General features: G+C 32.3%; 19 protein-coding genes. 5 read left to right on the top strand and 14 right to left on the bottom strand.

Annotated elements, in window-relative coordinates; all coding sequences use genetic code 11:
* Window positions 1-10 precede the first annotated feature (10 nt).
* The gene (locus tag IW18_RS13035) at window positions 11-1,945 is read left to right on the top strand and encodes an OmpA family protein (protein ID WP_041518323.1); all 1,935 of its coding nucleotides are present in this window, start codon (window positions 11-13) and stop codon (window positions 1,943-1,945) included.
* 133 nt (window positions 1,946-2,078) lie between these two features.
* Here the strand turns inward: IW18_RS13035 and IW18_RS13040 are convergent, their stop codons facing one another.
* The 7 genes from IW18_RS13040 to pyrR form a co-directional block, all read right to left on the bottom strand.
* Window positions 2,079-2,591, bottom strand: a complete 513-nt coding sequence (locus IW18_RS13040; protein WP_041518324.1) for a CAP domain-containing protein — start codon at window positions 2,589-2,591, stop codon at window positions 2,079-2,081.
* Window positions 2,592-2,761: 170 nt separating this feature from the next.
* Window positions 2,762-3,406: a pyridoxamine 5'-phosphate oxidase gene (pdxH, locus tag IW18_RS13045; RefSeq protein ID WP_041518325.1), complete on the bottom strand. Its 645-nt coding sequence runs from the start codon at window positions 3,404-3,406 to the stop codon at window positions 2,762-2,764.
* Window positions 3,407-3,487: 81 nt separating this feature from the next.
* The gene (locus IW18_RS13050; RefSeq protein ID WP_041518326.1) at window positions 3,488-4,393 is read right to left on the bottom strand and encodes a ribonuclease Z; all 906 of its coding nucleotides are present in this window, start codon (window positions 4,391-4,393) and stop codon (window positions 3,488-3,490) included.
* Between the two features lie 82 nt (window positions 4,394-4,475).
* On the bottom strand, window positions 4,476-4,808 hold the full coding sequence (locus IW18_RS13055; RefSeq protein ID WP_041518327.1) for a hypothetical protein: 333 nt from the start codon (window positions 4,806-4,808) through the stop codon (window positions 4,476-4,478).
* A gap of 250 nt (window positions 4,809-5,058) precedes the next feature.
* Window positions 5,059-5,985, bottom strand: coding sequence for an aspartate carbamoyltransferase catalytic subunit (locus tag IW18_RS13060; protein ID WP_029273654.1), 927 nt, complete (start codon window positions 5,983-5,985; stop codon window positions 5,059-5,061).
* A gap of 84 nt (window positions 5,986-6,069) precedes the next feature.
* Complete coding sequence (locus tag IW18_RS13065; RefSeq protein ID WP_041518328.1) at window positions 6,070-6,711, bottom strand: DUF6891 domain-containing protein; 642 nt, start codon at window positions 6,709-6,711, stop codon at window positions 6,070-6,072.
* Between the two features lie 101 nt (window positions 6,712-6,812).
* Window positions 6,813-7,352 (bottom strand): bifunctional pyr operon transcriptional regulator/uracil phosphoribosyltransferase PyrR, encoded by a 540-nt coding sequence (gene pyrR / locus IW18_RS13070; RefSeq protein ID WP_041518329.1) that lies wholly within the window; start codon window positions 7,350-7,352, stop codon window positions 6,813-6,815.
* A gap of 666 nt (window positions 7,353-8,018) precedes the next feature.
* Between pyrR and IW18_RS13075 the strand changes: the two genes are divergently transcribed.
* The 3 genes from IW18_RS13075 (at window position 8,019) to IW18_RS23200 (ending at window position 9,844) form a co-directional block, all read left to right on the top strand.
* A complete protein-coding gene (locus tag IW18_RS13075; protein ID WP_041518330.1) occupies window positions 8,019-8,531 on the top strand; it encodes a putative phage abortive infection protein in 513 nt (170 codons plus the stop codon).
* On the top strand, window positions 8,518-9,276 hold the full coding sequence (locus IW18_RS13080) for a hypothetical protein (protein ID WP_041518331.1): 759 nt from the start codon (window positions 8,518-8,520) through the stop codon (window positions 9,274-9,276). Before IW18_RS13075 ends, IW18_RS13080 begins: the two co-directional genes overlap by 14 nt.
* 394 nt (window positions 9,277-9,670) lie before the next feature.
* On the top strand, window positions 9,671-9,844 hold the full coding sequence (locus tag IW18_RS23200; RefSeq protein WP_165587334.1) for a hypothetical protein: 174 nt from the start codon (window positions 9,671-9,673) through the stop codon (window positions 9,842-9,844).
* 60 nt (window positions 9,845-9,904) lie between these two features.
* On the opposite strand, the gene IW18_RS13085 is transcribed toward IW18_RS23200, so the two are convergent.
* A complete protein-coding gene (locus IW18_RS13085) occupies window positions 9,905-11,524 on the bottom strand; it encodes an ABC-F family ATP-binding cassette domain-containing protein (protein ID WP_041518332.1) in 1,620 nt (539 codons plus the stop codon).
* Window positions 11,525-11,689: 165 nt separating this feature from the next.
* Complete coding sequence (locus tag IW18_RS13090; protein WP_041518333.1) at window positions 11,690-12,460, bottom strand: TlpA family protein disulfide reductase; 771 nt, start codon at window positions 12,458-12,460, stop codon at window positions 11,690-11,692.
* A gap of 420 nt (window positions 12,461-12,880) precedes the next feature.
* On the opposite strand from IW18_RS13090, the gene IW18_RS13095 reads away from it, so the two are divergent.
* Window positions 12,881-13,111 (top strand): hypothetical protein, encoded by a 231-nt coding sequence (locus IW18_RS13095; protein WP_041518334.1) that lies wholly within the window; start codon window positions 12,881-12,883, stop codon window positions 13,109-13,111.
* 311 nt (window positions 13,112-13,422) lie between these two features.
* On the opposite strand, the gene IW18_RS13100 is transcribed toward IW18_RS13095, so the two are convergent.
* From IW18_RS13100 to IW18_RS13120, 5 genes are all read right to left on the bottom strand, one after another.
* Window positions 13,423-15,489 carry a beta-N-acetylhexosaminidase gene (locus IW18_RS13100; protein ID WP_041518335.1) on the bottom strand — a complete coding sequence of 689 codons (2,067 nt, stop codon included), beginning with the start codon at window positions 15,487-15,489 and terminating at the stop codon, window positions 13,423-13,425.
* 158 nt (window positions 15,490-15,647) lie between these two features.
* The gene (gene nagB / locus IW18_RS13105) at window positions 15,648-17,585 is read right to left on the bottom strand and encodes a glucosamine-6-phosphate deaminase (protein ID WP_041518336.1); all 1,938 of its coding nucleotides are present in this window, start codon (window positions 17,583-17,585) and stop codon (window positions 15,648-15,650) included.
* Window positions 17,586-17,696: 111 nt separating this feature from the next.
* Window positions 17,697-19,274, bottom strand: a complete 1,578-nt coding sequence (locus IW18_RS13110; RefSeq protein ID WP_041518337.1) for a RagB/SusD family nutrient uptake outer membrane protein — start codon at window positions 19,272-19,274, stop codon at window positions 17,697-17,699.
* Between the two features lie 11 nt (window positions 19,275-19,285).
* On the bottom strand, window positions 19,286-22,333 hold the full coding sequence (locus tag IW18_RS13115; RefSeq protein ID WP_041518338.1) for a SusC/RagA family TonB-linked outer membrane protein: 3,048 nt from the start codon (window positions 22,331-22,333) through the stop codon (window positions 19,286-19,288).
* A gap of 362 nt (window positions 22,334-22,695) precedes the next feature.
* Window positions 22,696-23,721: a glycosyl hydrolase family 18 protein gene (locus IW18_RS13120; RefSeq protein ID WP_041518339.1), complete on the bottom strand. Its 1,026-nt coding sequence runs from the start codon at window positions 23,719-23,721 to the stop codon at window positions 22,696-22,698.
* Window positions 23,722-23,782 lie beyond the last annotated feature (61 nt).

The following is a 23,782-nucleotide window of genomic DNA, read 5'->3' on the forward strand; positions in this document are numbered from 1 at the left end:
AATTATGATTATGAAAAATTATATACTCTTCTGCTTAACATTTATTTGTTCTATTTCATTTGATAGTTATTCGCAACAATCAAAAGTAAATTCTGCAGATAAAAAGTACGATAACTATGCCTATGTTGATGCGATTAAGACATACGAACGTGTAGCTGAAAAAGGATACAAATCTGAGGATTTATTTAAAAAACTTGGAAACTCTTATTATTTTAATTCTAATTTTGATGGAGCGGCAAAATGGTATGGTGAACTATTTGCCATGAATACTAGCGTGGAACCCGAATATTACTACAGATATGCTCAGTCTCTAAAATCAACTGGACAAACAGACAAAGCAAATAAAATTCTGGAGGAATTTAGCAGCAAATTTAAAAACGACAACAGAGGAAAACTTTTTAAAGCAGATGCAAATTATCTCGACGAGATTAAAGCAAATTCCGGAAGATACAAAATTGAAGATGCAGGAATAAATTCAAAATATTCTGATTACAGCACATTTGTATACGACAATAAAATATACTTTGCCTCGGCAAGAGATACAGGCAATTTCTCTCAACGCAAACATAAATGGACAGGCGAATATTTTACCAATCTATATTTTGCAGATGTTGATCCTACGACCGGAACAAGCAATAAAGTAAGCAAGTTTAAATCGACCATGAATACTAGATTTCATGAGTCCTCTCCTGCTTTTACCAAAGACGGAAAAACGGTTTATTTTACAAGAAACAACTACGTAAACGGCAAAAAAGGAAAAGATGATAATAAAATTACTTTAATAAAAATATACAAAGCGACCCTTGAAAATAACAACTGGAATATAACCGAACTTCCGTTCAACAGTGATAATTATAGTACCGGACATCCAGCACTTAGTCCTGACGAAAAAACATTATATTTTGCATCAGACATGCCGGGAACATTTGGACAATCAGATATTTATAAAGTAAGTATCACTGGTAATGGTTATGGGTCTCCCGAAAATTTAGGAAAAAAAATTAATACAGAAGGAAAAGAAACATTCCCATACGTAACTAGCGAAAATGAAATTTATTTTGCCTCAGACGGACGTCCGGGATTGGGAGGATTAGATGTTTTTGTAGGTAAAATTGAAGCCAACGGAACGATAAGTGATATTCAGAATGTTGGAGCCGATATTAACTCTCCAAAAGATGATTTTGCTTATATTATAGATCCTGTGACCAGAAGAGGTTATTTTAGTTCAAATAAAGATGGCGGACAGGGTTCTGACGATATTTATAAATTTCTGGAAACCAGAAGGCTAAAATGTCTTCAGGAATTAAACGGGATTATTACTGATTCTGAAACTAATGCAATTTTACCAGGAACAAAAGTTACTTTGTATGACGACCAGGCAGTTGTAAAAACCAATACTATTTCAGACTCAAAAGGATCATACTCTTTTGCTGTTGAATGTGGAAAAACATATAACGTAAGAGCAGAAAAAGAAGATTACACAACCAAAGAAGTTAATGTAACAATTGGAAGAATAACCGGAAAAACAGATCTCCCAATCGCTCTTGATAAATCGATCTGTAAAGTAACTGTGGGCGATGATTTAGGTAAATGCTTTGGTATTAAAATGATTTATTTTGATTTAGATAAATCAAACATTAGAACTGAGGCAGCTTTGGATCTGGAAAAAATACTTGACGTATTAAACAATAATCCAAACATGAAATTAGATATTCGCTCGCATACAGATAGCCGTGCAACATTTAAATACAATGAGGCATTGTCTAACAGAAGAGCCAAATCGACTATACAATGGTTAGTTAAAAATGGTATCTCCCCAAGTCGATTAACTGGAAAAGGTTATGGAGAAACTCAACTTGTAAATGGCTGTTCTGATGGAGTAGATTGTACCGAAGAGCAACATCAAATGAACAGACGTAGCGAATTTATTATTACTGCATTGTAGTTAATTAAGATTATCATACTTTTTTAAAGCTGTCTAAAATTTTGGACAGCTTTTTTTATACCAAAAAGTCGTTGCAAATCATAGAATTACAACGACTAATAAAAACCAACCAGTCCAATATTTTTCCTAATTTCTAAATCTTTATAAAGATATTAGTATAGTATTTCTTTCCTGTTTTAGCATCAGTAGTAACTGATAAACCAAAATGAGTATAATTTCCTTCGATATTCTCCTTGTGCCCCGGACTATCTAGCCAAGCTCTTACAGCAGCCTGAGAAGTAATATAATTATAAGCAACATTTTCTCCTACTCTAGTTGCGCCCAAAACTTTTATCAAATCATCAGAACGCAAAGTAAAATCGTTATGATTGACAACATTGTTATCAATCATGTATTTGTTATGCTCTTCGCATTTAAAAGAAATGTGATTTATTCTCTCTAAAGCATTTAGACCAACACTTACTCGATAATCGTTGATTAATTTCATTGTTTCCAACTCGGTAGTATTGTAAGAGTAGTTTTCTACCAAAGCTTTTGTTGTAGTACTATCATTAGCTCCATCAGCAGTATCAGCTGAACATGAGTTCATTGTAATAACTATTGCAGTTATTACAACGAACTTCATGACATGCATCATCTTTTTCATAATCAATAGTAGTTTAATTCTTAAAGTAAATGTTGGGGCAAATTCTTTAAACCTTTATAGAGACAAATTGCTTTATTTTCTTATTCAAACTTATTCAATTTATCGCCAAACTACAAAATTAATCGATGAAATACATAATATTTTTTTTAACAAATATAATTTTCTTACAATTAAGAAGATAATCGCTCTATTTTCCATGAAAAATCAGATTGACTTTGATAACGTATTCTATCATGCAATCTATTAGGTCGCCCTTGCCAAAATTCTACTTCTAGCGGAGTTACTAAAAATCCACCCCAATTTTCGGGTCTTGGAATTGGTTTTCCTTCAAATTCTTTTTCTAATTTCTTTAAATTTTCTTCCAAGAAAGTTCTTGACGGAATTACTTCACTTTGCTTCGAAACAATTGCTCCAAGTTTACTGCCGTCAGGGCGAGAATCAAAATAACCATCAGAAATATTTTCAGAAGTTTTCTCGGCAATTCCCTTAATAATTACCTGGCGTTCCATTTCCTGCCAAAAAAAAGATAAACAAACGTGCGGATTTGCCGCAATTGCTTTTCCTTTCTCTGAGTCGTAATTGGTATAAAAAATAAAACCTTCCTCAGAAAATTTCTTCAATAAAACGACACGTGATTTCGGGAAACCATCTAATCCAATTGTCGAAACTGTCATAGCATTTACTTCTCCGCTCGCACCAAATTCTTCGACTTCATGAAACCATCTGTTAAAAAGATTAATTGGATCTTCTGGAATATTATCTTCTAACAATTCACTTTTCTCGTATGATTTTCTATAATTGCTTAAATCGTTCATTTTTTTTAGATTTTTAGACTTCTTAGATTAATTTTAATATGAAATTGACCTTAATAAGAGAACTCATAATTCATAACTTTTTTAAAACTCAAAAGAAACTCCATCGTCACCAAGAAGAACATTTGGAAAAATTTCTTGTGCTTCTTTCTTAAAAGCTTCAATGCCATCGTATCGGGTCGAATAATGCCCTAAAACTAATTGTTTAGCATTTGCTTTAAATGCAATAGTTGCAGCTTCTTTTGCTGTAGAGTGCAACGTTTTCTGAGCCAAAGCAGCTTCAGATTCTAAGAATGTTGACTCATGATACAAAACGTCTACATTCTTTATAATAGGAATAATAGATTCGTTAAAAACTGTATCTGAGCAAAAAGCATAACTCATTGAAGGAATTGGGTCGAAAGATAATTTCTGGTTCTCAATTACAGTTCCATCATCAAGCGTAACATTGCCTCCATTCTTTATTTTTTGATAATATGCTGTATGAATATCGTATTGCTGAACCGCATCTACGTTTAGTTTTCTCTCACCTGGTTTTTCCTGAAATAAAAACCCATTTGTATAAACACGATGTTTTAAAGGAATTGTTTTTACAATTACTTTATGGTCTTCAAAAATAACTTCACTTTCTTTCGATTCTAGTTCATGAAAAAACAATTCATATGTTGTCCATGAATTTGATAATCGCAGTTGCAAAGTAATGATTTCCTTTACTCCTTTTGGTCCATAAATATGAAGATCTGTTGTACGTCCTAAAAGTGCAAAAGTGGAGATAGTACCAATTAATCCAAAAAAGTGATCTCCGTGTAAATGTGAAATAAAAATGTGATTAATTTTAGAGAATTTAATCTTGTTTTTTCGCAATTGAACCTGAGTTCCTTCGCCACAATCTATTAAAAATAATCTATTTTTAATTTCTAAAACCTGCGAAGTGGGGTTCGTAATCGTTCTGGGAGTTGCGGCATAACAGCCAAGTATGGTTAACTTCATTTCAGATTGTTGATTTTAGATTTTAGATTGTTTTTTAGACTTCAACATTCAAAATCTAAAATCTGAACTCTAAAATCTACAATTAAAATCCCAGGTCTCTTTCGATTTCTTCCATTTCGATAATATCATGAGCTTCTAAAAGAGACGGAACCACGATTAATTTATCTGAAACAGCATTAAAATCAAAATCTGAGACTACAATTACAAAAGATTTTTTTGCTTTTCTATGTTGCTTTGAAAGTGGTAAAAAGAGTTTTAAATCCTTATCTGTTAAACCTGCATCAGGAGACAAATCAATTATAATATTTTGTTTTTCAAAGGTTTTAAATTGTTGCGTTACTTTTTCCAAAAAAGAATTTAAATCTCCTTGGGTATTTTTAATCGTAACGGTATGTCCTTTTTGATCTACTTTCATTTTATAATTTATGCGCTCTTTTGCGAGAGCTAAGTTACGATATTTTTGGTTTTTATTTCAAGTGAAATGAGATTTTACCGCAAAGGTCGCTAAGATTCTTAACCAATATTACGTTTAGAAAACACAAAGCCCGCAAAGCTTTATGATAAAAATTAATTTCAGGTTTCAGGTTTGTCAGACTGAGCGCCACCAGAATTCGTTCATCAATACTGAAAACTGCCACTGAGACTGAAAACTGAGATTAAAAAAACTACTGAATTTTGGACGCCAACAAATAAATCACCGCCATTCTAATCGCTACTCCGTTTTCTACCTGATTTAAAATAACAGAATGATCTGAGTCAGCCACTTCAGAAGTAATTTCTACACCTCTATTGATTGGTCCCGGGTGCATGATTACGATTTCTTTTCCTAGAGAATCTAAAAGCGGTTTATCTACTCCATATTGTTGAGCATATTCACGCGTTGATGGAAAAAAGTTCACATCCATACGTTCGTTTTGTACACGGAGCATATTAGCCACGTCACACCATTCTAATGCTTTACGCAAATTTGGTTCAACCGTAACTCCTAGCGATTCAATATATCTTGGAATCAATGTTTTTGGTCCGCAAACTTTTACTTCGGCACCTTGCATTTGCAAAGCATATATATTAGACAAGGCAACTCTCGAATGCAGAATATCACCAACAATAACTACTTTTTTTCCGGCTACATCGCCCAGTTTTTCTCTAATAGAATAACTATCTAACAAAGCCTGAGTTGGATGTTCGTGCGCTCCGTCGCCGGCATTTACAATACTAGCTTTGACATTTTTGGATAAAAAATAAGCCGCTCCGGGATTGGAGTGGCGCATTACAACCATGTCAACTTTCATCGAAAGGATATTGTTTACAGTATCAATAAGTGTTTCTCCTTTTTTAACCGAAGACTGAGCTGCCGAAAAACTAATAACATCAGCAGATAAACGTTTTTGTGCTAACTCGAACGAAAGTTTTGTTCTGGTACTGTTTTCAAAGAAAATGTTAGCAATAGTAATATCTCGTAATGAAGGAACTTTTTTAATAGGTCTATTAATGACTTCTTTAAAATGATCTGCCGTTTCAAAAATTAGGTTAATATCATTCTCGTTGATGTATTTTATTCCTAATAAATGATTTACGCTTAATTCTTTCATTTTTATTTCTTTAATATTTATTTGTCAAATTCATGAATTTCTGAAATACTCAGTCTTTCAATACTTCTAAAAAAGAGAAGTGGCTTATTGAAGCATTCTGTCTACAACCTCACTGTAATCCTGCAGATCTCTTGCATCTTCATCAAAAATCTTCTGCCATCTGAAACCAGGAATTTCAATTTTTGTTTTTGCAGAACCATTCCAGATTATTCTAAAATCATTATTTATTAAAACTTCGGCAACTCGCTTACCTACTTCAATTGTCGTTGCATCATCAGAATTGTCTACTTTTTGAAAAGCGATAAACAAATTCGAATCTTCAACAGCAATAGCTCTTGCCAAATCCTGTCCGTGATAAAAACAATAACCATCAGACTCTACTTCGTTTTCCTGCAATTCTCTTTCTACCTCAACAACTTCATATTCTCCATCTGTTGTGGTATAACCTGCATTATGAAGTGCTAATATATTCTCGTCGCACAATTCATCAAACGCTTTTATAAGCCTTTCAGTATCTGTTGGACTTTTCCATTGTTTACTTTCTGCCAGTAACTTTTGGTATTCTTCTTTTATTTTATCAAAAGCCCACTCTTCTGAGATTTCATCTGCAAAATCGTTATCTTCAATTTCTTCTAAAATGTTCTCCTGGATCTCATCAAGAGAAAGAAATCCCATTCTGATCTGATTAAAAATTGATTCATAAATAAACGTTTCATTCTCTGTCATAACTTTATTGTTTAAACGTTTATTTGTTTAACCGTTTATTTATTTGATTGTTTAATCGTTTACTTTTTGCGATTAAACAATTAACCTATTTAACCATTAAACTAATTAGTTATCAGATAAACAGCGTCTTCACCTTCATTCTCTTTCCAGCTTACCTTTACTTTTTCGCCATTAATGGCATCTACCTGACGGCCACGATAATCGGGCTGAATTGGCAGGTTTCTGCTAAAACGTCTGTCGATTAACACTAACAATTCGATTTCTGAAGGTCGCCCAAAAGATTGAATTGCGGTTAACGCAGAACGTATGCTTCGTCCGGTAAACAAAACGTCATCGATAAAAATGACTTTTTTGTTTTCGACTATAAAATTTATTTGTGTTTTATTGGCTTCCAGCGGTTTATCAGTACGACGAAAATCATCTCTAAAAAAAGTGATGTCCAAATATCCTAAAGAAATTTCAGGAACCTTGTATTCGATTTCTAATATTTGTTTTAAACGTTCAGCTAAAAAAACTCCTCTTGGCTGAATCCCGACTAAAATAGTATCCGAGAAATCAAGATGTTTTTCGATTAACTGACAAGCCAAACGATGGAGTATGATAGTAACTTCTTTTGAATTAAGTAATACTTTTTGGCTCATAATTAAGTGTAATGTTTGGTTGCGCAAATATACGAAATCAGATTTTATTTGTTGCGGTGTTGGATAAGGAAATATTTATTTTTGAAATTATACTAAATTATAAAATACATCAGCTTTTCAAAGAATTATGATCTTCTAATTTTAAACCATAAAAACTTACTTTTTTATCTAATTTTCAGGTAATAAAATATATTTTAGCAAAGTTAAAAAATATACTTTCAAGAATATTTGATAACGTAAATTTATACCCAAACAAAATTTAGTAATGATTAACAAGATGAAACTAAAACATTTTTCTTTGAATCACCATGGGCTTTAATAATACTCTTTGGATTTTTAATAACTCCTTTTTTCTATCTATTAATTAACTTTTTCCCTCGTTACTTTTACAACTCTTATTTTGAAATTTTTTCTAATGCAAAATTTCAAAAAGTTATACCACAGATAACCACAAATGAAATCACTCCAGACACGGCTTCAGCAATTATTTCTATAATTTCAAACAGTATAGGTCCAATTATAGCTATAATTGCTGCTTATCTTACTTTTATAGCATTTTGGACACAATATAAAGCAAATAAAATTCAAATAAATTATGTACGACAACAAAGATTTGAAGACACATTTTTTAGGCTTTTAGATATCCATAAAAGAAATGTAGATTCAATGGACATTAGAGGATCAAAAGATTCAACAAAAGTAAAAGCAACTGGCTATGAGTGCTTCCGTTGGATATATAAGAAATTTAAAAAGAAAGTCGATAATGAGAAAGACATTACTAAAATTAAAAATAATTATGACAAAATTCAAGATTTTTATAAGCATGATCTGCATCATTATTACCGTTTTCTTTATCATATATTAAAATTTATTAAATCAGCAGAAATACCAGACACAGAAAAATTTAAATATTCTTCAATTCTTAGAGCAACCCTTTCTGCTTATGAATTAGAAATGATTTTTCATAATGGTCTTCATAGTCATGGAAGTAGTCATTTCAAACCTCTCTTAGAATACTTCTCATTTCTTAAGAACATGGATAAATCTTTATTATTTAATCAAAATCAAATGAAAAGCTATCACGATGTAGCATTTGCTCCATCAAGTCAAAGAGAAAATTTATTAAAAGATTGGAAAGTTAAAAATCCAAATTACTGTAATCCAAATGATACAAACTAAACTTGATTCAATTATAAAATCTTTTCCTTTGATTTTTATTATCCTCACAACAATTGGGTATGTAAATCTTGAATCTTACTATTATTTCTTTGACATTGAAATAATTAATTATTTAGAAATATCAGAAATCTTATTATTATTTTTCAATAAGTCGATATTAATTATTTTATTATTGATATCAATAATTTTCATTATTTACCTAGTTGATGAAAAAATCACCCAAGAGATTAATGATAATAAAAAAGATCTTGAAGCATTAAAGCATAGGACAGAAAAAACAAAACAAAAAATATCTAGAGGAGGATGGATTTTAATTATCCTATTGATATTTTTTATAATCGTAGACATAATTTTCGCCAATTACATTGGATTAATTTTCCCCATTGGATTTCTTGTACTTATTATAATAAATAGGATAGCAGAAAAAACAGTATTAAAAATAATTATAAACAAAGACTCTATACTTTCTTTTATTATATACTTTGGGCTTCAAATATTGTTGCTTTTTAATTTATTAACTATATCAACTTCTATAGAGAATGGATACAGACTAAGATACCAAAGTAAACAGTCAAAATTAGTTTGTTTCTATTATAATGGAAAAACAATTAAAACAAGCAAAAAAACAATTTATGTTGGAGAAACAAAAAAATATATATTCTTGTTTGATAAAGAAAACGAAGAAACTTTAATATTTAAAACTGATGAAATTAAGGATCTAAAATTTATTCTAAAAAACAATTAAATAAAGTAGCAAACTAAAAAGACATAATTTCTTCGAAATTACATTGATGCTTAAACCCGATCGCTTGGACATACGTAACGATAGCGCGGAAATTCTTTCCGTGCCCGTCAAACAAATCCTCCCCGATTAGATTTATCGAAATTAATAAATAAAAAAAACGGTCCGCCAGAGCTAAAACTACATAAACAATCAATTAGCTATAAAAGTATACTCCGCTGAAACTTATCTATACAAAAGAGAATGTCTATACAAATAAGTAATTCGTCACTGAATAGTCCAAATCATAAAACTTTTCTTGAAAATTATATAAGATCTTTTTTTACTGTTTGAAGTAATTTTATTCTAACACAATTAGAATACTAAATTCTATTAAAACAATTAAAAAAGTAAAATCATGCAAAAGAACATTACACGTTTGTTAATGGTATTCGTAATACTATTTTCATTTACAAGTTGCGAAGTTATTGGAGACATTTTTAAAGCAGGAATGGGATTCGGGATTTTTATTGTAATCTTTATTGTTGCCATAATCATCTTTATATTCGCCAAAATCTTTGGCAAGAAATAGACATAAAAAAATCCCGTTCACGAATATGAACGGGATTTCTTTTTTATAGAAAGCTATGTTTTATTTAGCATACATTTTTGTTCTCAATTCCTGAACTTTTTCATCATCAAGATACTCGTCAAATGTCATGTAACGATCGATTGCTCCGTTTGGTGTAAGCTCTACTACTCTATTACCAACGGTTTGCGCAAATTCGTGGTCATGTGTTGTAAAAATTACAGAACCTTTAAAGTTTTTCAACGAGTTGTTAAAAGCTGTAATAGACTCCAAATCTAAGTGATTCGTTGGTTCGTCTAGCATCAAAATATTAGCACGCTCCATCATCATTCTAGAAAGCATACAACGCACTTTTTCTCCTCCTGATAATACACGGCTTGTTTTTAAAGCTTCTTCTCCAGAGAAAATCATTTTCCCAAGGAAACCTCTAATAAATACTTCGTCACGCTCTTCTTCTGTTTTTGCGTATTGACGCAACCAATCGACTAAAGTCAAATCGTTTTCGAAGAATGAATGATTTTCAGCAGGTAAATAAGCTTGGTTGGTTGTAATTCCCCAATCAAAAGTTCCTGCATCTGCTTTTTGCTGGTTGTTTAAGATTTCGTAGAAAGCTGTTGTAGCACGTGAATCTTTCGAGAAAAGAACAATTTTGTCGCCTTTTGCCATATTCAAATCTACACCTTTAAACAAAAGATCTCCATCTACAGAAGCTTCTAAATTTTCTACATTCAAAATCTGATCTCCTGCTTCGCGATCCTGATCAAAAATAATTGCAGGATAACGACGGCTAGATGGTTTGATATCTGAAATATTCAATTTAGAGATCATTTTTTTACGAGATGTTGCTTGTTTAGACTTTGCAACGTTCGCACTAAAACGACGAATAAATTCTTCTAATTCCTGTTTCTTTTCTTCTGCTTTTTTGTTTTGCTGTGCACGTTGTTTTGCCGCCAATTGGCTAGACTCGTACCAGAATGTATAGTTTCCTGAGTAGTGATTGATTTTTCCAAAATCGATATCAGAAATATGTGTACAAACCGAATCTAAAAAGTGACGGTCGTGAGATACTACGATTACTGTATTTTCATAATTTGCTAAGAAGTTTTCTAACCAAGCGATTGTCTCGAAATCCAAATCGTTGGTAGGCTCATCCATAATAAGCAAATCAGGATTTCCAAAAAGTGCTTGCGCCAAAAGCACACGAACTTTAATTTTTCCCTCAAGATCGCCCATTAAAGTATAATGATGCTCTTCGTTGATTCCTAAGTTAGACAACATCGATGCGGCATCAGAATCTGCGTTCCATCCGTTCATTTCTTCAAACTGAACCTGAAGCTCTCCAATTCTGTCTGCGTTTTTGTCGTTGTAGTCTAAATAAAGTTCATCCATTTCTTTTTTAACAGCATACAAAACTTTATTTCCCATCAAAACGGTTTCCAAAACGGTATGTTCGTCGAACATGTTGTGATTTTGGTTTAAAACCGACATACGTTTTCCTGGCTCCAAATGAATGTGCCCAGAAGTTGGGTCGATATCGCCCGAAATGATTTTTAGAAATGTAGATTTTCCAGCACCATTGGCTCCAATAACGCCGTAAATATTTCCGTGAGTGAATGTGGTATTTACTTCGTCAAACAAAATTCGTTTGCCAAATTGAACTGATAAATTATTGACTGTTAACATGAATGTCTTTTTAATTAATTTGGTGCAAAAGTACGGAAAAAGGTTCAGAGTTGCAAAGGTGCAAAGGTTCTAAGTTTTTTTGACTTTGTAAGATGTAAATTGCGAGAAATAAAACATCGCATTTCCCTCAAAAACAGCAACATCAGGTTTCTTACATCTAACTTTTTACAATTTACTTTCTTTTTCTAAAGCAACTTCTAAACTTTGATAATTATTTAAAACTTTAGCAATCGAACCTTCTTTATTTAGGATAAAATGTGTTGGAAAAGCGTTTAATTGTAAGGCTTCGTTCATGTATTCTTTCATATTTGGAATTACAGAATATGAAAGCGGTTTTCTGACTAAAAACACTTTTAATTGTTCTGGTGTATCTTCGGCCAGACTTACAAAAAGTATGTCTTTGCGATCTTTGTACTTCTCAACTAATTTATTGACTTCGGGAAATTCTTTGATGCAGGCTGCACAATGAATATACCAACATTTTATAACGATAATTTTGCCTTTCATTGTTTCGTTTGAAACTAAATTTCCGTTTAAATCGTTGAAAGAAAATTTAGGGAATGGTTTTCCTTCCATCTCAAAATTTTTCAATGCATCAAAAGCTTCCTGATTTATGGTTGCTTTAATACTTGTATCTGATTTTGGCTGAATTTTAAATAGCTTATAGTAATAGATTGAATCGGTAGATTTTAATCGAATTGGAATGTAATTTCCGTTTACTAATTCATTTAAAAATGATTCTTTTGAAATTTGTTTTGAAAGAAGATTTAGCGCCATAAAATCTCTGGAAAGCATAATATTTTCTTTCTGATAAGTAGACCAATCTTTAAAAGTTTTTTGAATTTGAATGGGATTAACTTCTGGATTTCCTAATTTATTTTGACCAAAAGAAAAAGTAAAAAATAAAAGTGTTATTATAATTATGGATTTCTTCATGAAGTTTTATGCAATTATTCTGAAGTCAAAAGTACTTAAAATAGTTTGCATTTTGGGTTTGATTGTGAAGAAATGGCTCGCAGATGATACGGATTCGCTATCGCGAAAACGCAGATTTACACGGATTTTATAGTACATACATAATCTTGTCATCCCGAGGAACGAGCTATCTTCTCAAGTAGCTCGACAAAGATTGTAATTAAACCGATAAGTTTCTAGAGGATTTACATAAAGTCTGCAAAAGGTTTCTCGCAGATTTAGCAGATTTGTTTTTTTGCAAGAATTAGTAACATTATAAGCTGATTTCAATTAGAATAAAAATTAAAAAAATTTCTGATATCAAGATAAAGAGCATCATGATACAAATTTGTGTCCTATTTTAAATAATTACTTTTTAAATTTGTTTAAAATTATAAGATAATGATTACAGAGAGATTTTCAAATGAAGTTAAAACCAGATTAAACGTTTTTTTTACTGATAATATCGATTGTAAAGAGATGGCAAAGTTGATACGCGAAGTAAACAATGCACTTTCGTTATCGGTTATGAGAGGATGCGAAACTATAGAATCTGAAATAAAAAATGTTGATGACAATTTTTACTGGCTTAATAAGCTTGCAGAAACTTTAGATCCGTATTTGGAAGCTTAAATAATGAATGAAATTATTTAAGCATAAAAAAACCTGGCAATAAAATTACCAGGTTTGTAATGTTCTCCTTTAGACGAAAACCAAATAACAAATCATCTAAATTTGAGACATTATTTGAAATAAAATTTTAGATTAAAAAATAAATAACCAAACTCAATTTTAACCGTCCCAATCTTTTATTTCTATATTATAATGTTTGAAAATAATTTAGTTTTTTTCTTAATTATCTCTACTAGAAATATCTAGTAGAGATAACAGAATTACTAAACATTAGGGCAACTTAACTTACTAAACTAATTCAAACCAAACTTTTACATTAATTTTTTCAAGCTTTTATATACGCCAAGCTCAACATCGGCATGATCTTTTGAATCGCATAATTCTATCAGTTTTTTCAGGTCATCTGTTTTTAATGTTGACTTATTATCTAAAACCAATAATAATTCTTGCGATGCATCATTTAACTTTTTAGCCAAAGGTAAAACGGGTTGCACCAAAGGCGCATTCACACTCAATTCGCCTAAGTTTTTATAAACCGTAATCCATTTGTTAAAAAAGGCTGCTACTTTTGCTTTGTTCTCAGGAGATTTATTTCCTAAATATTGACTTACTGCTTCATCAAAAGCCAATGAATCTTTAGAATCTGATGTACAAGCATCTGCAAAAAGTGTAAACGGAGAATACATTTGATATTCTGTTCCTCCAATATTTCTTTTATATCCTTTTAGAGGCTCACAAACATTCGAAAACTCATTAAGTGATTCTGTATTTTGGTTGTTTGCAATGTTTCTTAAAATCACTCCTTTATTGCGAATGTGTGTTAATCCTAATTCTTCTAATCTAAAAGAAACTGTTTCAAGACGTTTTCGCATACTTGCCATATCTGTAACGTCTTCGGCAGACCAAAGTCTTTCTGCAATCGCTGCTGTTCTTGGCCAAAGTCTTGAATCTATCGTTGTTGGTGTAACAAGTTCCGTCCACATTGTAGCTTCACCCCCTAAAACTCTTGCTTTTTCTTCTGCTGTTAATTCAACACCTTTTGGCATTGGATCGTTTAAATAATGACTTTCAACTGGGTATAGTAAGTCAACATAAAATCCATTTGACTGAACTGTTTTATATCCTTTTTTTACTGCATCTACTAATGATTGTCCTGCAACAACTCCTTCGTTAGCTCCTCTCCAAGCATGAATGATAGCATCTTTTGACATGTTTTTGGTCAAAATTTCTTCCCATCCCATTAATTGTTTTCCATGTTTTTTAAGCATTGGAACTAATTGCATTGTAAAGTAAGTTTGCAGTTCATGATTGGTTGCTAACTTATTTTTCTTTTTGAATTCTTGAATTTTTGGGTTTGAATCCCAGTCTTTTCCTTCGTTTTCGTCTCCCCCGATATGAAAATAGGCGCCTGGGAATAATGGACAAACCTCATCAAAGATTTCACTTAATAACTGGTATGTTTTAGGATTTGAAGGATCTAATGTTGGCGAAAAAATACCCGCATTTCTTTCAATTCCATAGGTAGCGATTGCCGTACCCTGAATATTTTTTTCGGAAGTTCCACCTGTTAAAGTAATTACCTTACTTCCAATTTCCGGATATGCTGTTAATATTGCAGATCCGTGACCGGGAACATCTATTTCCGGAACTACCAAAATACCGCGCTCATCGGCGTATTTAACGATATTTTTAATTTCCTCTTGTGTGTAGTACATTCCATCCGAAGCTAATTCGATTAGTTTTGGATGTTTTTTCATTTCGATTCTCCAACCTTGATCATCTACTAAATGCCAGTGAAAAACGTTCATTTTCATTGCCGCCAAAGCATCAAGATTTCTTTTAATTACGTCAACTGGCTGAAAATGTCTTGAAACATCGATCATTAAACCTCTCCATGTAAATCTTGGAAAATCTGAAATTTGCGATGTTGGAAAATAAAATGATGTGCTATTGTTTTGTAACATTTGCAATAGCGTTTCTAAGCCATGTAAGGCTCCTAAATCGCTTGTTGCATTTATTGTAATTTTGTTTTGTTTGATATCTAAATGATAACTTTCGTCTTCATACAAACCAATTTTTCCGCTTTTGGTACAATTAATTTGCAATTCGGCAGTTGGAACTTCATTTAGTTTTGTAATAAAACCTTGTTCGAAAAAAATACCTGTTCTACCATCTAAACGACGTAAAAAACGAGTTACTGCTCCAAAAATTCGAGGATTAGGATTTCCGGTAATGTTAACTTTAAAATTTTTGTTTAAAGCAAAATTACCATCGTTTAAAACAACGTTTTGAGGCCACGGCATAAGATTTAGTTGCTCTTTTTTAATTTGAGCACTTGAGGTTACACCTGCCAATAGTAGGACTAATAAATATTTCATTTTTTACTGTTTTTGAAAAGATGTTATTTTTGGATAACATTAATAAATAAAAGAAACAAAACTCAGAAAGACTTCTATTGAACCCTCACAAATCGCTATAAAGTCAATCCGAATTTTGTAATTTGATTCGCTCTCAACCGAATCTTAAAAAAATAGTTTTAATAATCGAAACGTTTAAATGCTTCGATTGCTTCGTATTCTGCCAATCCTAACTCATCGTATAAAATGGCCGTATTTTTATTTCGGTCTTCGGCTCTTACCCAGAACTCTCTTGAGTCATTTCCCTGAAACATTACTCGGTCTTTTTGAGACTGATGGTACAAGATTGCATGACGTTTCAATAAAACTTCTGATGGAGAAAGCGGAACGGCCATATCGATTTCATTAATATCCCATTCTTGCCAAGCACCTCTGTACAACCACAACCAACAATCGTCCATGTATTTCTCTGGCTTTAATTGTTTCATGGCAGCAAAAATTGCGTTCAAACAAACTTCGTGTGTTCCGTGCGGATCTGCAAGATCTCCGGCGGCAAATACTTGATGTGGCTTTATTTTGGCAATTATATCTTTTACGATAGCAATATCTTCGGCTCCTAACGGATTCTTTTTTACTTGGCCTGTTTCGTAAAATGGAAGATCAAGAAAATGTGTATTTTCGTCCTTTAAACCAATGTATCTCGTTGCTGCATAAGACTCTCTTCGTCTTATTAATCCTTTTAGTTTTCGAACTTCAAGGGAATCAATTTGATTTTCTGATTTATTGTTTAAAAATTCTATTATGGATTTGAAATTTAATGCTGTCGAAGTTTCTCCAACAAAATCTTTGGCAACTTCGGCAAACTTTAATGCTTCGTCATCTGTAACGGCTATATTTCCAGAGGTTTGATATACTACGTGTACATCGTGTCCTTGTTTTATCAATTTTGAAAAAGTTCCTCCCATAGAAATCACATCATCGTCTGGATGTGGACTAAAAAGAATTACTCGTTTTTTTGCCGGATTGGCTCTTTCCGGACGAAACGAATCGTCTGTGTTGGGTTTTCCTCCCGGCCATCCTGTGATGGTATGCTGCAATACGTTAAACATATTGATGTTTAAATCGTAAGCAGAACCTTCTTGTGCCAAAAGATCAGACATTCCGTTGTTGTTGTAATCTCTGTCGGTTAATTTTAAAATAGATTGTTTTGTTTTTTGGCACAACCAAACAATCGCTTTGCTTTTTAATTCTTGATTCCAAATGCATTCTCCAACTAACCAAGGTGTTTTAAAACGTGTTAATTCAGATGCAGCAGATTGGTCTAAAACGAAAGTTGCATTAGGATGATTTTGTAAAAATGTTGCAGGAACTTCTGAACTAATATCTCCCTGAATAGTTCTTTTAATGATGTCGGCTTTGTTTTGTCCCCAAGCCATTAATACAATTCTCTTTGATCTTAAAATGGTAGAAACTCCCATTGTAATGGCTCTTTTTGGCACATTATCAATTCCGTTAAAATCAGACGAGGCATCTACTCTTGTAATATGATCTAATGTAATAATTCTGGTTCCTGAATTGATGTGCGATCCTGGCTCATTAAAACCTACGTGACCTGTACGACCAATTCCTAATAACTGAAAATCTAAACCTCCAGCACTTTTAATATTCATTTCGTAATCGATACAATATTGATTTAATTCATCAATATGTACAGTTCCGTCAGGAATATTAACATTCTCAGGATTGATGTCAATGTGATTAAAAAGATGCTGATGCATGAAATGATGATAGCTCTGATTGTTCTCTTTTGTCATTGGATAATATTCATCCAAATTAAAAGTGATTACGTTGCTAAAACTCAATCCTTCTTCTCTGTGCATTCTCACTAATTCTTCGTATACTTTTATAGGAGAAGAACCTGTGGCTAAACCTAATACACAAGACTTGTTTTTCTCTTGTTTAGATCTAATTAACTGCGCAATTTCCTGCGCTACGATTATAGAAGCTTCGGTAGAATTTTTGAAGATTTCGTTGTGGATTTTCTCAAATCTGGTTTCTTCAAATTTTCCCGCGCTTTTATAACTGATATCAGGTTTTATTTCTAAAGCACTTTTCATTTCTTTTCTTTTTATAGTAATTATAAAGTTGGTTTTGAAATGGTATAAACAATTTGCATTGCCTATACCATTTACTAACCAAACTTAAATTCTTTTATTCTTGCTCAATTATTAGAAATTAGGTGCGTTAACATCCCACCAAGTTCTAGTTCCACCATTATCTGGTCCGCCAAGTTTAGCAATACCTGTTTTTAAACCTTCAGGATTACCATCTTTTTCAGTTTGAACAAAGTTTATTCTTCTTACACCAAACTCAGTTGTAATTAAACCACCACTTTGGTTGTTAAGGATTGGTAATAATTTAGGATAACCTGTTCTACGGTGATCAGACCAAGCTTCTAGACCATCAGGAAAGTTTGCAATCCATTTTTGTGTGATGATTTTTTGCAATTTTACTTCGTTAGTTGCAGTATTATCCCAAGCAACAGTAACTTTGTTTACTGCTAAACCACTATTAAACGGAGCGATTGGATCTACATAATTTTTAGCAGTATTCACATTGTTTGCGATATAATCTGAAGCACCTCCAATAGAAAGTTGATCAAAAGATGCTGCAATACCTGCTTTGTATAATGTTTCGGCATCTCCACCCATGTTCCAACCTCTTAAAGCTCCTTCAGCTCTTAAGAAGTAAACTTCGGCAGCATTCATCCAAACTACTTGTTTGTCGTCCTTAATTACTTTTCCGAAATTAGAAAATTTCATGTGTAAGGTTTTGTCTCCTAAGATTCCACCCGTACGAATTCCTTTGTACTCTCCAGGATATTGTTCTGATGTTGCAAAGTACACTTTCATTCTAGGATCATTGTATCCGCCCATGATAGACTCCATATCTGCAGACATACGGCTGTCATTATACTCATAAGAAGCAACTCTAAGTGGATGTTGTGTAACATCTTTAACTACCATAAAAGTATCTGATGCAGCTGTCATTACACCAAACTTTTGGCTAATAGCTTTTTCTGCTTCTGATTTAGCCAATGCTGGATTTACTTTTACAATACGCATTGCTAATCTTAAACGCAATGAATTTGCATATCTTACCCATTTTTCGTAATCTCCTAAATAGGTTGAACGGTCTGTATTTACAAATGAGCTTGGCTCTTTGGCATCAATTCTTTTTGTTAATTCGGTTACTGCAAAGTCTAGATCTTTAAACATTAATCCGTAAACTTCTTGTTGCGAATCGTATCCGATTGCTGCATTTGTAGTACCTAATTGAGAATAAACAATTGGTCCCCAAGCATCGGCTACTTTATGTAAAGTTTCTACTTTAATAATTGTTGCAAGAGCATAAAACTGGTCATATTTTCCTTTAGATTCTTTTTCAACTTTTAAGAAATTTGACATCACTTGCGCATAGGCAGCTTCCCAACCTGCTCCATTCCACTTATCAGTAAGTGCATAAGAAAGGTTATTTGCTCCATCAAAACCTGGCGCAGTCGAATAACCTCCCCAAGTATTTCCAGATAAATCAATGGCAATTTGATACTTCCATCCCGGAGTATTTACCATTACATTCTCGAACATATTTTTAAAAGGCCCTAATATATGGTTAAAGTCCTGTGTTATTTCCTCTTGGGTAAAAGCATCAGGATTACTATTAATCTCATCGAAGTTATCTGTACAACCAACTAAGGCTAAAAGACCGAAACAGATTAATGATTTTTTTATATTATTTGTTTTCATGATATTTTAAATTAGAAAGTTACATTTAAATTAAGACCAATACTTCTTGTTGATGGTAAACCATAAATATCAACTCCTTGTAAACCTTGACCTGTACTTAAAGCAATGTTTGGATCGAAAGGTGCATCTTTATAAAAGAAGAATAAATTTCTTGCGATTAATGATAAAGTTGCTGTATTAACAAATGGTAATGTTTTTTTATTGAATGTATAACCAAGTGAAACTTCTCTTAAACTTACGTTTGTTGCATTGTAAACATATTCAGCTGTTGCACCATTAAGACCACCAACTGCACTGTAATATTGTTGAGCATCCATTGTAGTTACTTTTGTACCATTTGGCATAACTGCATTTATTGGCACACCACCTGCATTTCTTGCATCTCCGGTTCTTTTTGATACTCCGTAAAAATCATTCATAGACTCTGTAATACTCATTACATCTCCACCAAAACGACCGTCAACTAAGAAGTTAGCTGTAAAAGCACCAAATTTAAATGTGTTTGACCAACCTAACATAAAGTCAGGGTTTGCATTACCAACTTCGCGAAATGCTCCTTCAACTGCTAAATTTCCTTTGTCGTCTAAAAGAATTTCTCCTTTATCGTTTTTAACAATACCTTTTCCTTCAATAACTCCAAATGGTCTTCCTTCCGTTAATGCATATCTGTAGTTGATATTATTTACAGGAGTTAATGGAATTGTACCTCCTAATTCTTCTGGAATTTCTTTAACCTTGTTTTTATTTTGAGAATAGTTTATTGTAGTATCCCATGAAAACTTTTCTCCAGCGATAACTTTTCCTGTAAGAACAAGCTCTATACCATGGTTTTCAATACTACCTGCATTAATTCCGTAGTTTATATAACCAAAAGGGTTTGTTGCAGGGGCTGGAACTTGAATATATTGATTTTTAGTTTCTGAGTTGTAGTATGAAACTTCAAATCCTAATCTGTTGTTAAACATTCTCCACTCAGTACCAAATTCATATTCTGATTTTAATTCTGGTTTTAAAGTTTCTCCTGGTCTTGGCCCTACTGTAGGAGGGATAATTACACCACCTTGAACAGTTGATTTTGGAGAAGTTACAAAAGCTGAAACGTCGTTACCAACTTGCGCATATGTAGCTCTCACTTTTCCAAAGCTAATCCAGTCTGGCATAGTTGCCATTTCGCTAATAATAGCTGTTGCTCCTACAGATGGATAAAAGTATGATGGTGTACTAGTATTTACTAAAGTAGATGACCAGTCGTTACGTCCTGTAACATCTAAATATAACATGTTTTTGTATCCAAAAGTAGCTGAAGCGAATACTGACTGTACTTCTCTTGCAGAACCTGTAGCTTGTAAATTTAAGTTATCTACTCCTTTGTTACTTCCAAAATTTCCTAAAGTAAATAAGTTCGCATTAATAAGTCCCGGAGTAATACCAGAATCTAAAGTCGTAGCGTGATTTGATAATGTATTGTTGATACTTGTACCTACAATAGCATTAAAGCTAAAGTTTTCGTTGAAGTTAGTATTAATTTTAGCGATTAAATCTCCATAACGCTGAGTACTTAATGTCGCTACATTAATATATCTACCATTGACACCTGACAAAGAATTATTTGTTGTAGCATAAATTCTTTTATCAAAATCGTTTTCAATTCTATTATAACTATATCTGGCAGAAATACTTAACCAGTTATTTGCTTTAAAATCTAAAGCTATATTTCCGTTAAAGAAATTGTCTTTGTCAATAGATTTGTTTCTGTTAATTAACCAATAAGGATTCTGAACATAAATATCAGCATCCAATGGTGTATAGAAATTTTGACCATATAAGTTTCTAGAAGGAATAAATGTTTCGTAATTATCTTTGTAAAAGTTAAAATCATTTGCTCTTTGAAACAAATATACACCTGTTAGAGGATTTGAATAAAGTCCGTTTACTGGTCTGTTATCAATAGTTTGACTTGTATATTTTGCATCAGCAGAAACTGTTAATCTATTATCAAAGAATTTTGCTGTTTGACGAATTCCAAAGTTATTTTTCTTTAATCCGTTACCTTCAATAATTCCTGAAGAAGATGTATTTGCATAAGATAAACTTGTAGTAGCTACATCTGTTCCTGTTGTAAACGCTGCAGAAGTAATTTGTGTAACTCCTGTGTTAAAAAAGTCTTTTGCAAAATCAGTTGATGAAACTTTTCCTCCCCAAGAAAATTGTGCATTTGGAGTTCCATATTCAGTCTGGAATTTTGGCAAAGAATGTACAGATTCAAAAGTAGTAACTGAAGATACAGCTAGGTTACTTCTATTTTCTTTGTTTTTCTTAGACGAAAGTAAGATAACTCCGTTTGCTCCTTGTGATCCGTATAATACAGAAGCCGCCGCACCTTTAAGTACTGTCATTCCTTCGTAATCATCTGGATTAATTAAAGAAACTGTATCTCCTCCATCACGGTTACCTCCGGCAGTACTACCAAAAGAATCGTTTGGCTGATTTGAACTTCCGTTATACAAAGGAATACCATCAATAACATAAAGTGGTTGGCTATTCATAATAGAAGAGTTACCACGAATAAGTACTTTAGTAGATCCACCAGTTCCAGCAGAACTTTTTGTTACAGCAACACCGGCAATTTTACCCGCAATTGTATTTATAACGTTAGCATCTTTTACTCTCGTTAATTCTTCTCCTTTAAGTTCTTGAGCTGCATAAGTCAAAGATTTTTTTGATTTTTTGATACCTAATGATGTTACAACTACTTCAGAAAGTGCATTAGTTGCTGCAGTAATCATTTTTACGTTAATTGTAGTAGCATCACCTACAACTATACTTTGTGTTTCAAGACCAACATAGCTAAAAACTAAAGTTTGCCCTTTTTGTACCTCAATTGTGTAAAGACCATCAAAATCGGTAGTAGAACCTTTTTGACCTCCTTGTACAGCAACAGATGCCCCTGGTAATGGCATCCCATCAGAATCCGTAATCACACCCTTGACACTTTTCACCTGAGCAAGCGAAACTTGCGCCGTAAAAACAATCATAAAGATTAAGAAAATTTTTTTCATGTTTATTTATTTTGTTAGTTATGGTGTAAATTTATTCTTAAGGGATTGTTAAAAAAAATAATTTATACAAACAGCTTTAAATTTTAAACGAACGACATAAATCAATCAATAATCCGTTTCACGAAAACGTTTTCAATATCAATATATTCTTATTTTTTGTATATAAATTAGTGTTTAACTTAGTAAATATGCCTATTTATTAAAAAAAACTCATTTACAATAAAAACCTAATAATGTGCTATTTAAGATACTTTTTAAGGGTTTTAGCTCTAAAACAATAATAAACACAGTTCAAAAAATAAGTTTAATCTTGTTTATTTTTTTATTTTAGATTATTCTATTAAAATTGATTTCTTACAATTTTAATTCCCACATAATCCTGTGGTCTTGACTTTTAAGGTTGTATATTTTTTATGAATGACTTCTAATAAGGAATATTCATCGAAAGAATCCTGAGCTAATTCCCAGATCATTATTCCTCCTGTATTTTGAGAAGCATATTCAACTTTTTGCGCAATGGTGACTCTTCCGTTATAGTAAATTTTTCCTAATTCGTCTTTTTCTGCAAATTGAGTTCCTGCTTCTACAATTTGACCAAAAGTAGAACTGGTTACCTCTGGATAAGTAAAATTATACCCATAAAAAGGCACACCAAGGGTAAGTTTGTCATTGGGAACATTTTGAAGTTTATGCCAAAAATCAATTCCCTCTTTTGCAAAATCGAAAGAACTGTGTTGTCCTGGTTTATTTGGAGTCCAGGGACCAGTGCTGTCATAAGCCATAATATTCAAAAAATCGAAAGCATTTAACGCTTCTGCATTTATATTTTCGAATCTTGTATTATTGGGTAACGCTGCTGTCATTATTTTTTTATGTTCAGCAAGACTCTTTTTTAACTCAATAACAAAACCACTATAACCCGTAGTTACTGCATTCCATTCTAGATCAACATCTACTCCATCTAAATGATGCAACTCTACAAAATTTATAATGTTTTGAATGAAAGCGGGTCTGTTTTCAGGTTTATCAATTAAGTAAGACCAATTTTTTGCCTGTTCATCCGAGATAACTCCGCCTGCGACAGAAATGCATATTATAATATTAGGATTGACCGATTTGACATATTTAATAAGCCCATCAATATCTCCGTTAAAAACTAGATTGCCATTTTTGTCCGGATTTGCAAATGCTAAATTAAGGTGTGTCAATTTGCAAAACTGAATTGAATTCATTTTGCTAAAATTATCCGTCGATAAATAACCAACGACTCTGGCCGTTTTGGTTTTTGAGTTTTCTGAATTTGTCTCTTTTTCGTTTGAACAACTATAGGCAGAAAAAAGAGAACTTATAAAAAAAAGGATGCCTAATAAGGCTTTATTTTTTATCATAATTTTTAATTTAAACTTGTTGTTTTTAATTTTAATTAGAATGAAAATAATACCCTATTAG

This window comes from Flavobacterium hibernum, from assembly GCF_000832125.1.
In the GTDB taxonomy this organism is placed as follows: Bacteria; Bacteroidota; Bacteroidia; order Flavobacteriales; family Flavobacteriaceae; genus Flavobacterium; species Flavobacterium hibernum.

What these genes read in the sequence shown, in the direction of transcription:
- nagB (WP_041518336.1), bottom strand. Translation starts at nt 17,585, where the DNA reads ATGAAAAGTGCTTTAGAAATAAAACCTGATATCAGTTATAAAAGCGCG.
- IW18_RS13115 (WP_041518338.1), bottom strand. Translation starts at nt 22,333, where the DNA reads ATGAAAAAAATTTTCTTAATCTTTATGATTGTTTTTACGGCGCAAGTT.
- IW18_RS13065 (WP_041518328.1), bottom strand. Translation starts at nt 6,711, where the DNA reads ATGACAGAGAATGAAACGTTTATTTATGAATCAATTTTTAATCAGATC.
- IW18_RS13090 (WP_041518333.1), bottom strand. Translation starts at nt 12,460, where the DNA reads ATGAAGAAATCCATAATTATAATAACACTTTTATTTTTTACTTTTTCT.
- IW18_RS13050 (WP_041518326.1), bottom strand. Translation starts at nt 4,393, where the DNA reads ATGAAGTTAACCATACTTGGCTGTTATGCCGCAACTCCCAGAACGATT.
- IW18_RS13080 (WP_041518331.1), top strand. Translation starts at nt 8,518, where the DNA reads ATGATACAAACTAAACTTGATTCAATTATAAAATCTTTTCCTTTGATT.
- pyrR (WP_041518329.1), bottom strand. Translation starts at nt 7,352, where the DNA reads ATGAGCCAAAAAGTATTACTTAATTCAAAAGAAGTTACTATCATACTC.
- pdxH (WP_041518325.1), bottom strand. Translation starts at nt 3,406, where the DNA reads ATGAACGATTTAAGCAATTATAGAAAATCATACGAGAAAAGTGAATTG.
- IW18_RS13055 (WP_041518327.1), bottom strand. Translation starts at nt 4,808, where the DNA reads ATGAAAGTAGATCAAAAAGGACATACCGTTACGATTAAAAATACCCAA.
- IW18_RS13100 (WP_041518335.1), bottom strand. Translation starts at nt 15,489, where the DNA reads ATGAAATATTTATTAGTCCTACTATTGGCAGGTGTAACCTCAAGTGCT.
- IW18_RS13085 (WP_041518332.1), bottom strand. Translation starts at nt 11,524, where the DNA reads ATGTTAACAGTCAATAATTTATCAGTTCAATTTGGCAAACGAATTTTG.
- IW18_RS13110 (WP_041518337.1), bottom strand. Translation starts at nt 19,274, where the DNA reads ATGAAAACAAATAATATAAAAAAATCATTAATCTGTTTCGGTCTTTTA.
- IW18_RS23200 (WP_165587334.1), top strand. Translation starts at nt 9,671, where the DNA reads ATGCAAAAGAACATTACACGTTTGTTAATGGTATTCGTAATACTATTT.
- IW18_RS13040 (WP_041518324.1), bottom strand. Translation starts at nt 2,591, where the DNA reads ATGAAAAAGATGATGCATGTCATGAAGTTCGTTGTAATAACTGCAATA.
- IW18_RS13075 (WP_041518330.1), top strand. Translation starts at nt 8,019, where the DNA reads ATGGACATTAGAGGATCAAAAGATTCAACAAAAGTAAAAGCAACTGGC.
- IW18_RS13120 (WP_041518339.1), bottom strand. Translation starts at nt 23,721, where the DNA reads ATGATAAAAAATAAAGCCTTATTAGGCATCCTTTTTTTTATAAGTTCT.
- IW18_RS13035 (WP_041518323.1), top strand. Translation starts at nt 11, where the DNA reads ATGAAAAATTATATACTCTTCTGCTTAACATTTATTTGTTCTATTTCA.
- IW18_RS13095 (WP_041518334.1), top strand. Translation starts at nt 12,881, where the DNA reads ATGATTACAGAGAGATTTTCAAATGAAGTTAAAACCAGATTAAACGTT.
- IW18_RS13060 (WP_029273654.1), bottom strand. Translation starts at nt 5,985, where the DNA reads ATGAAAGAATTAAGCGTAAATCATTTATTAGGAATAAAATACATCAAC.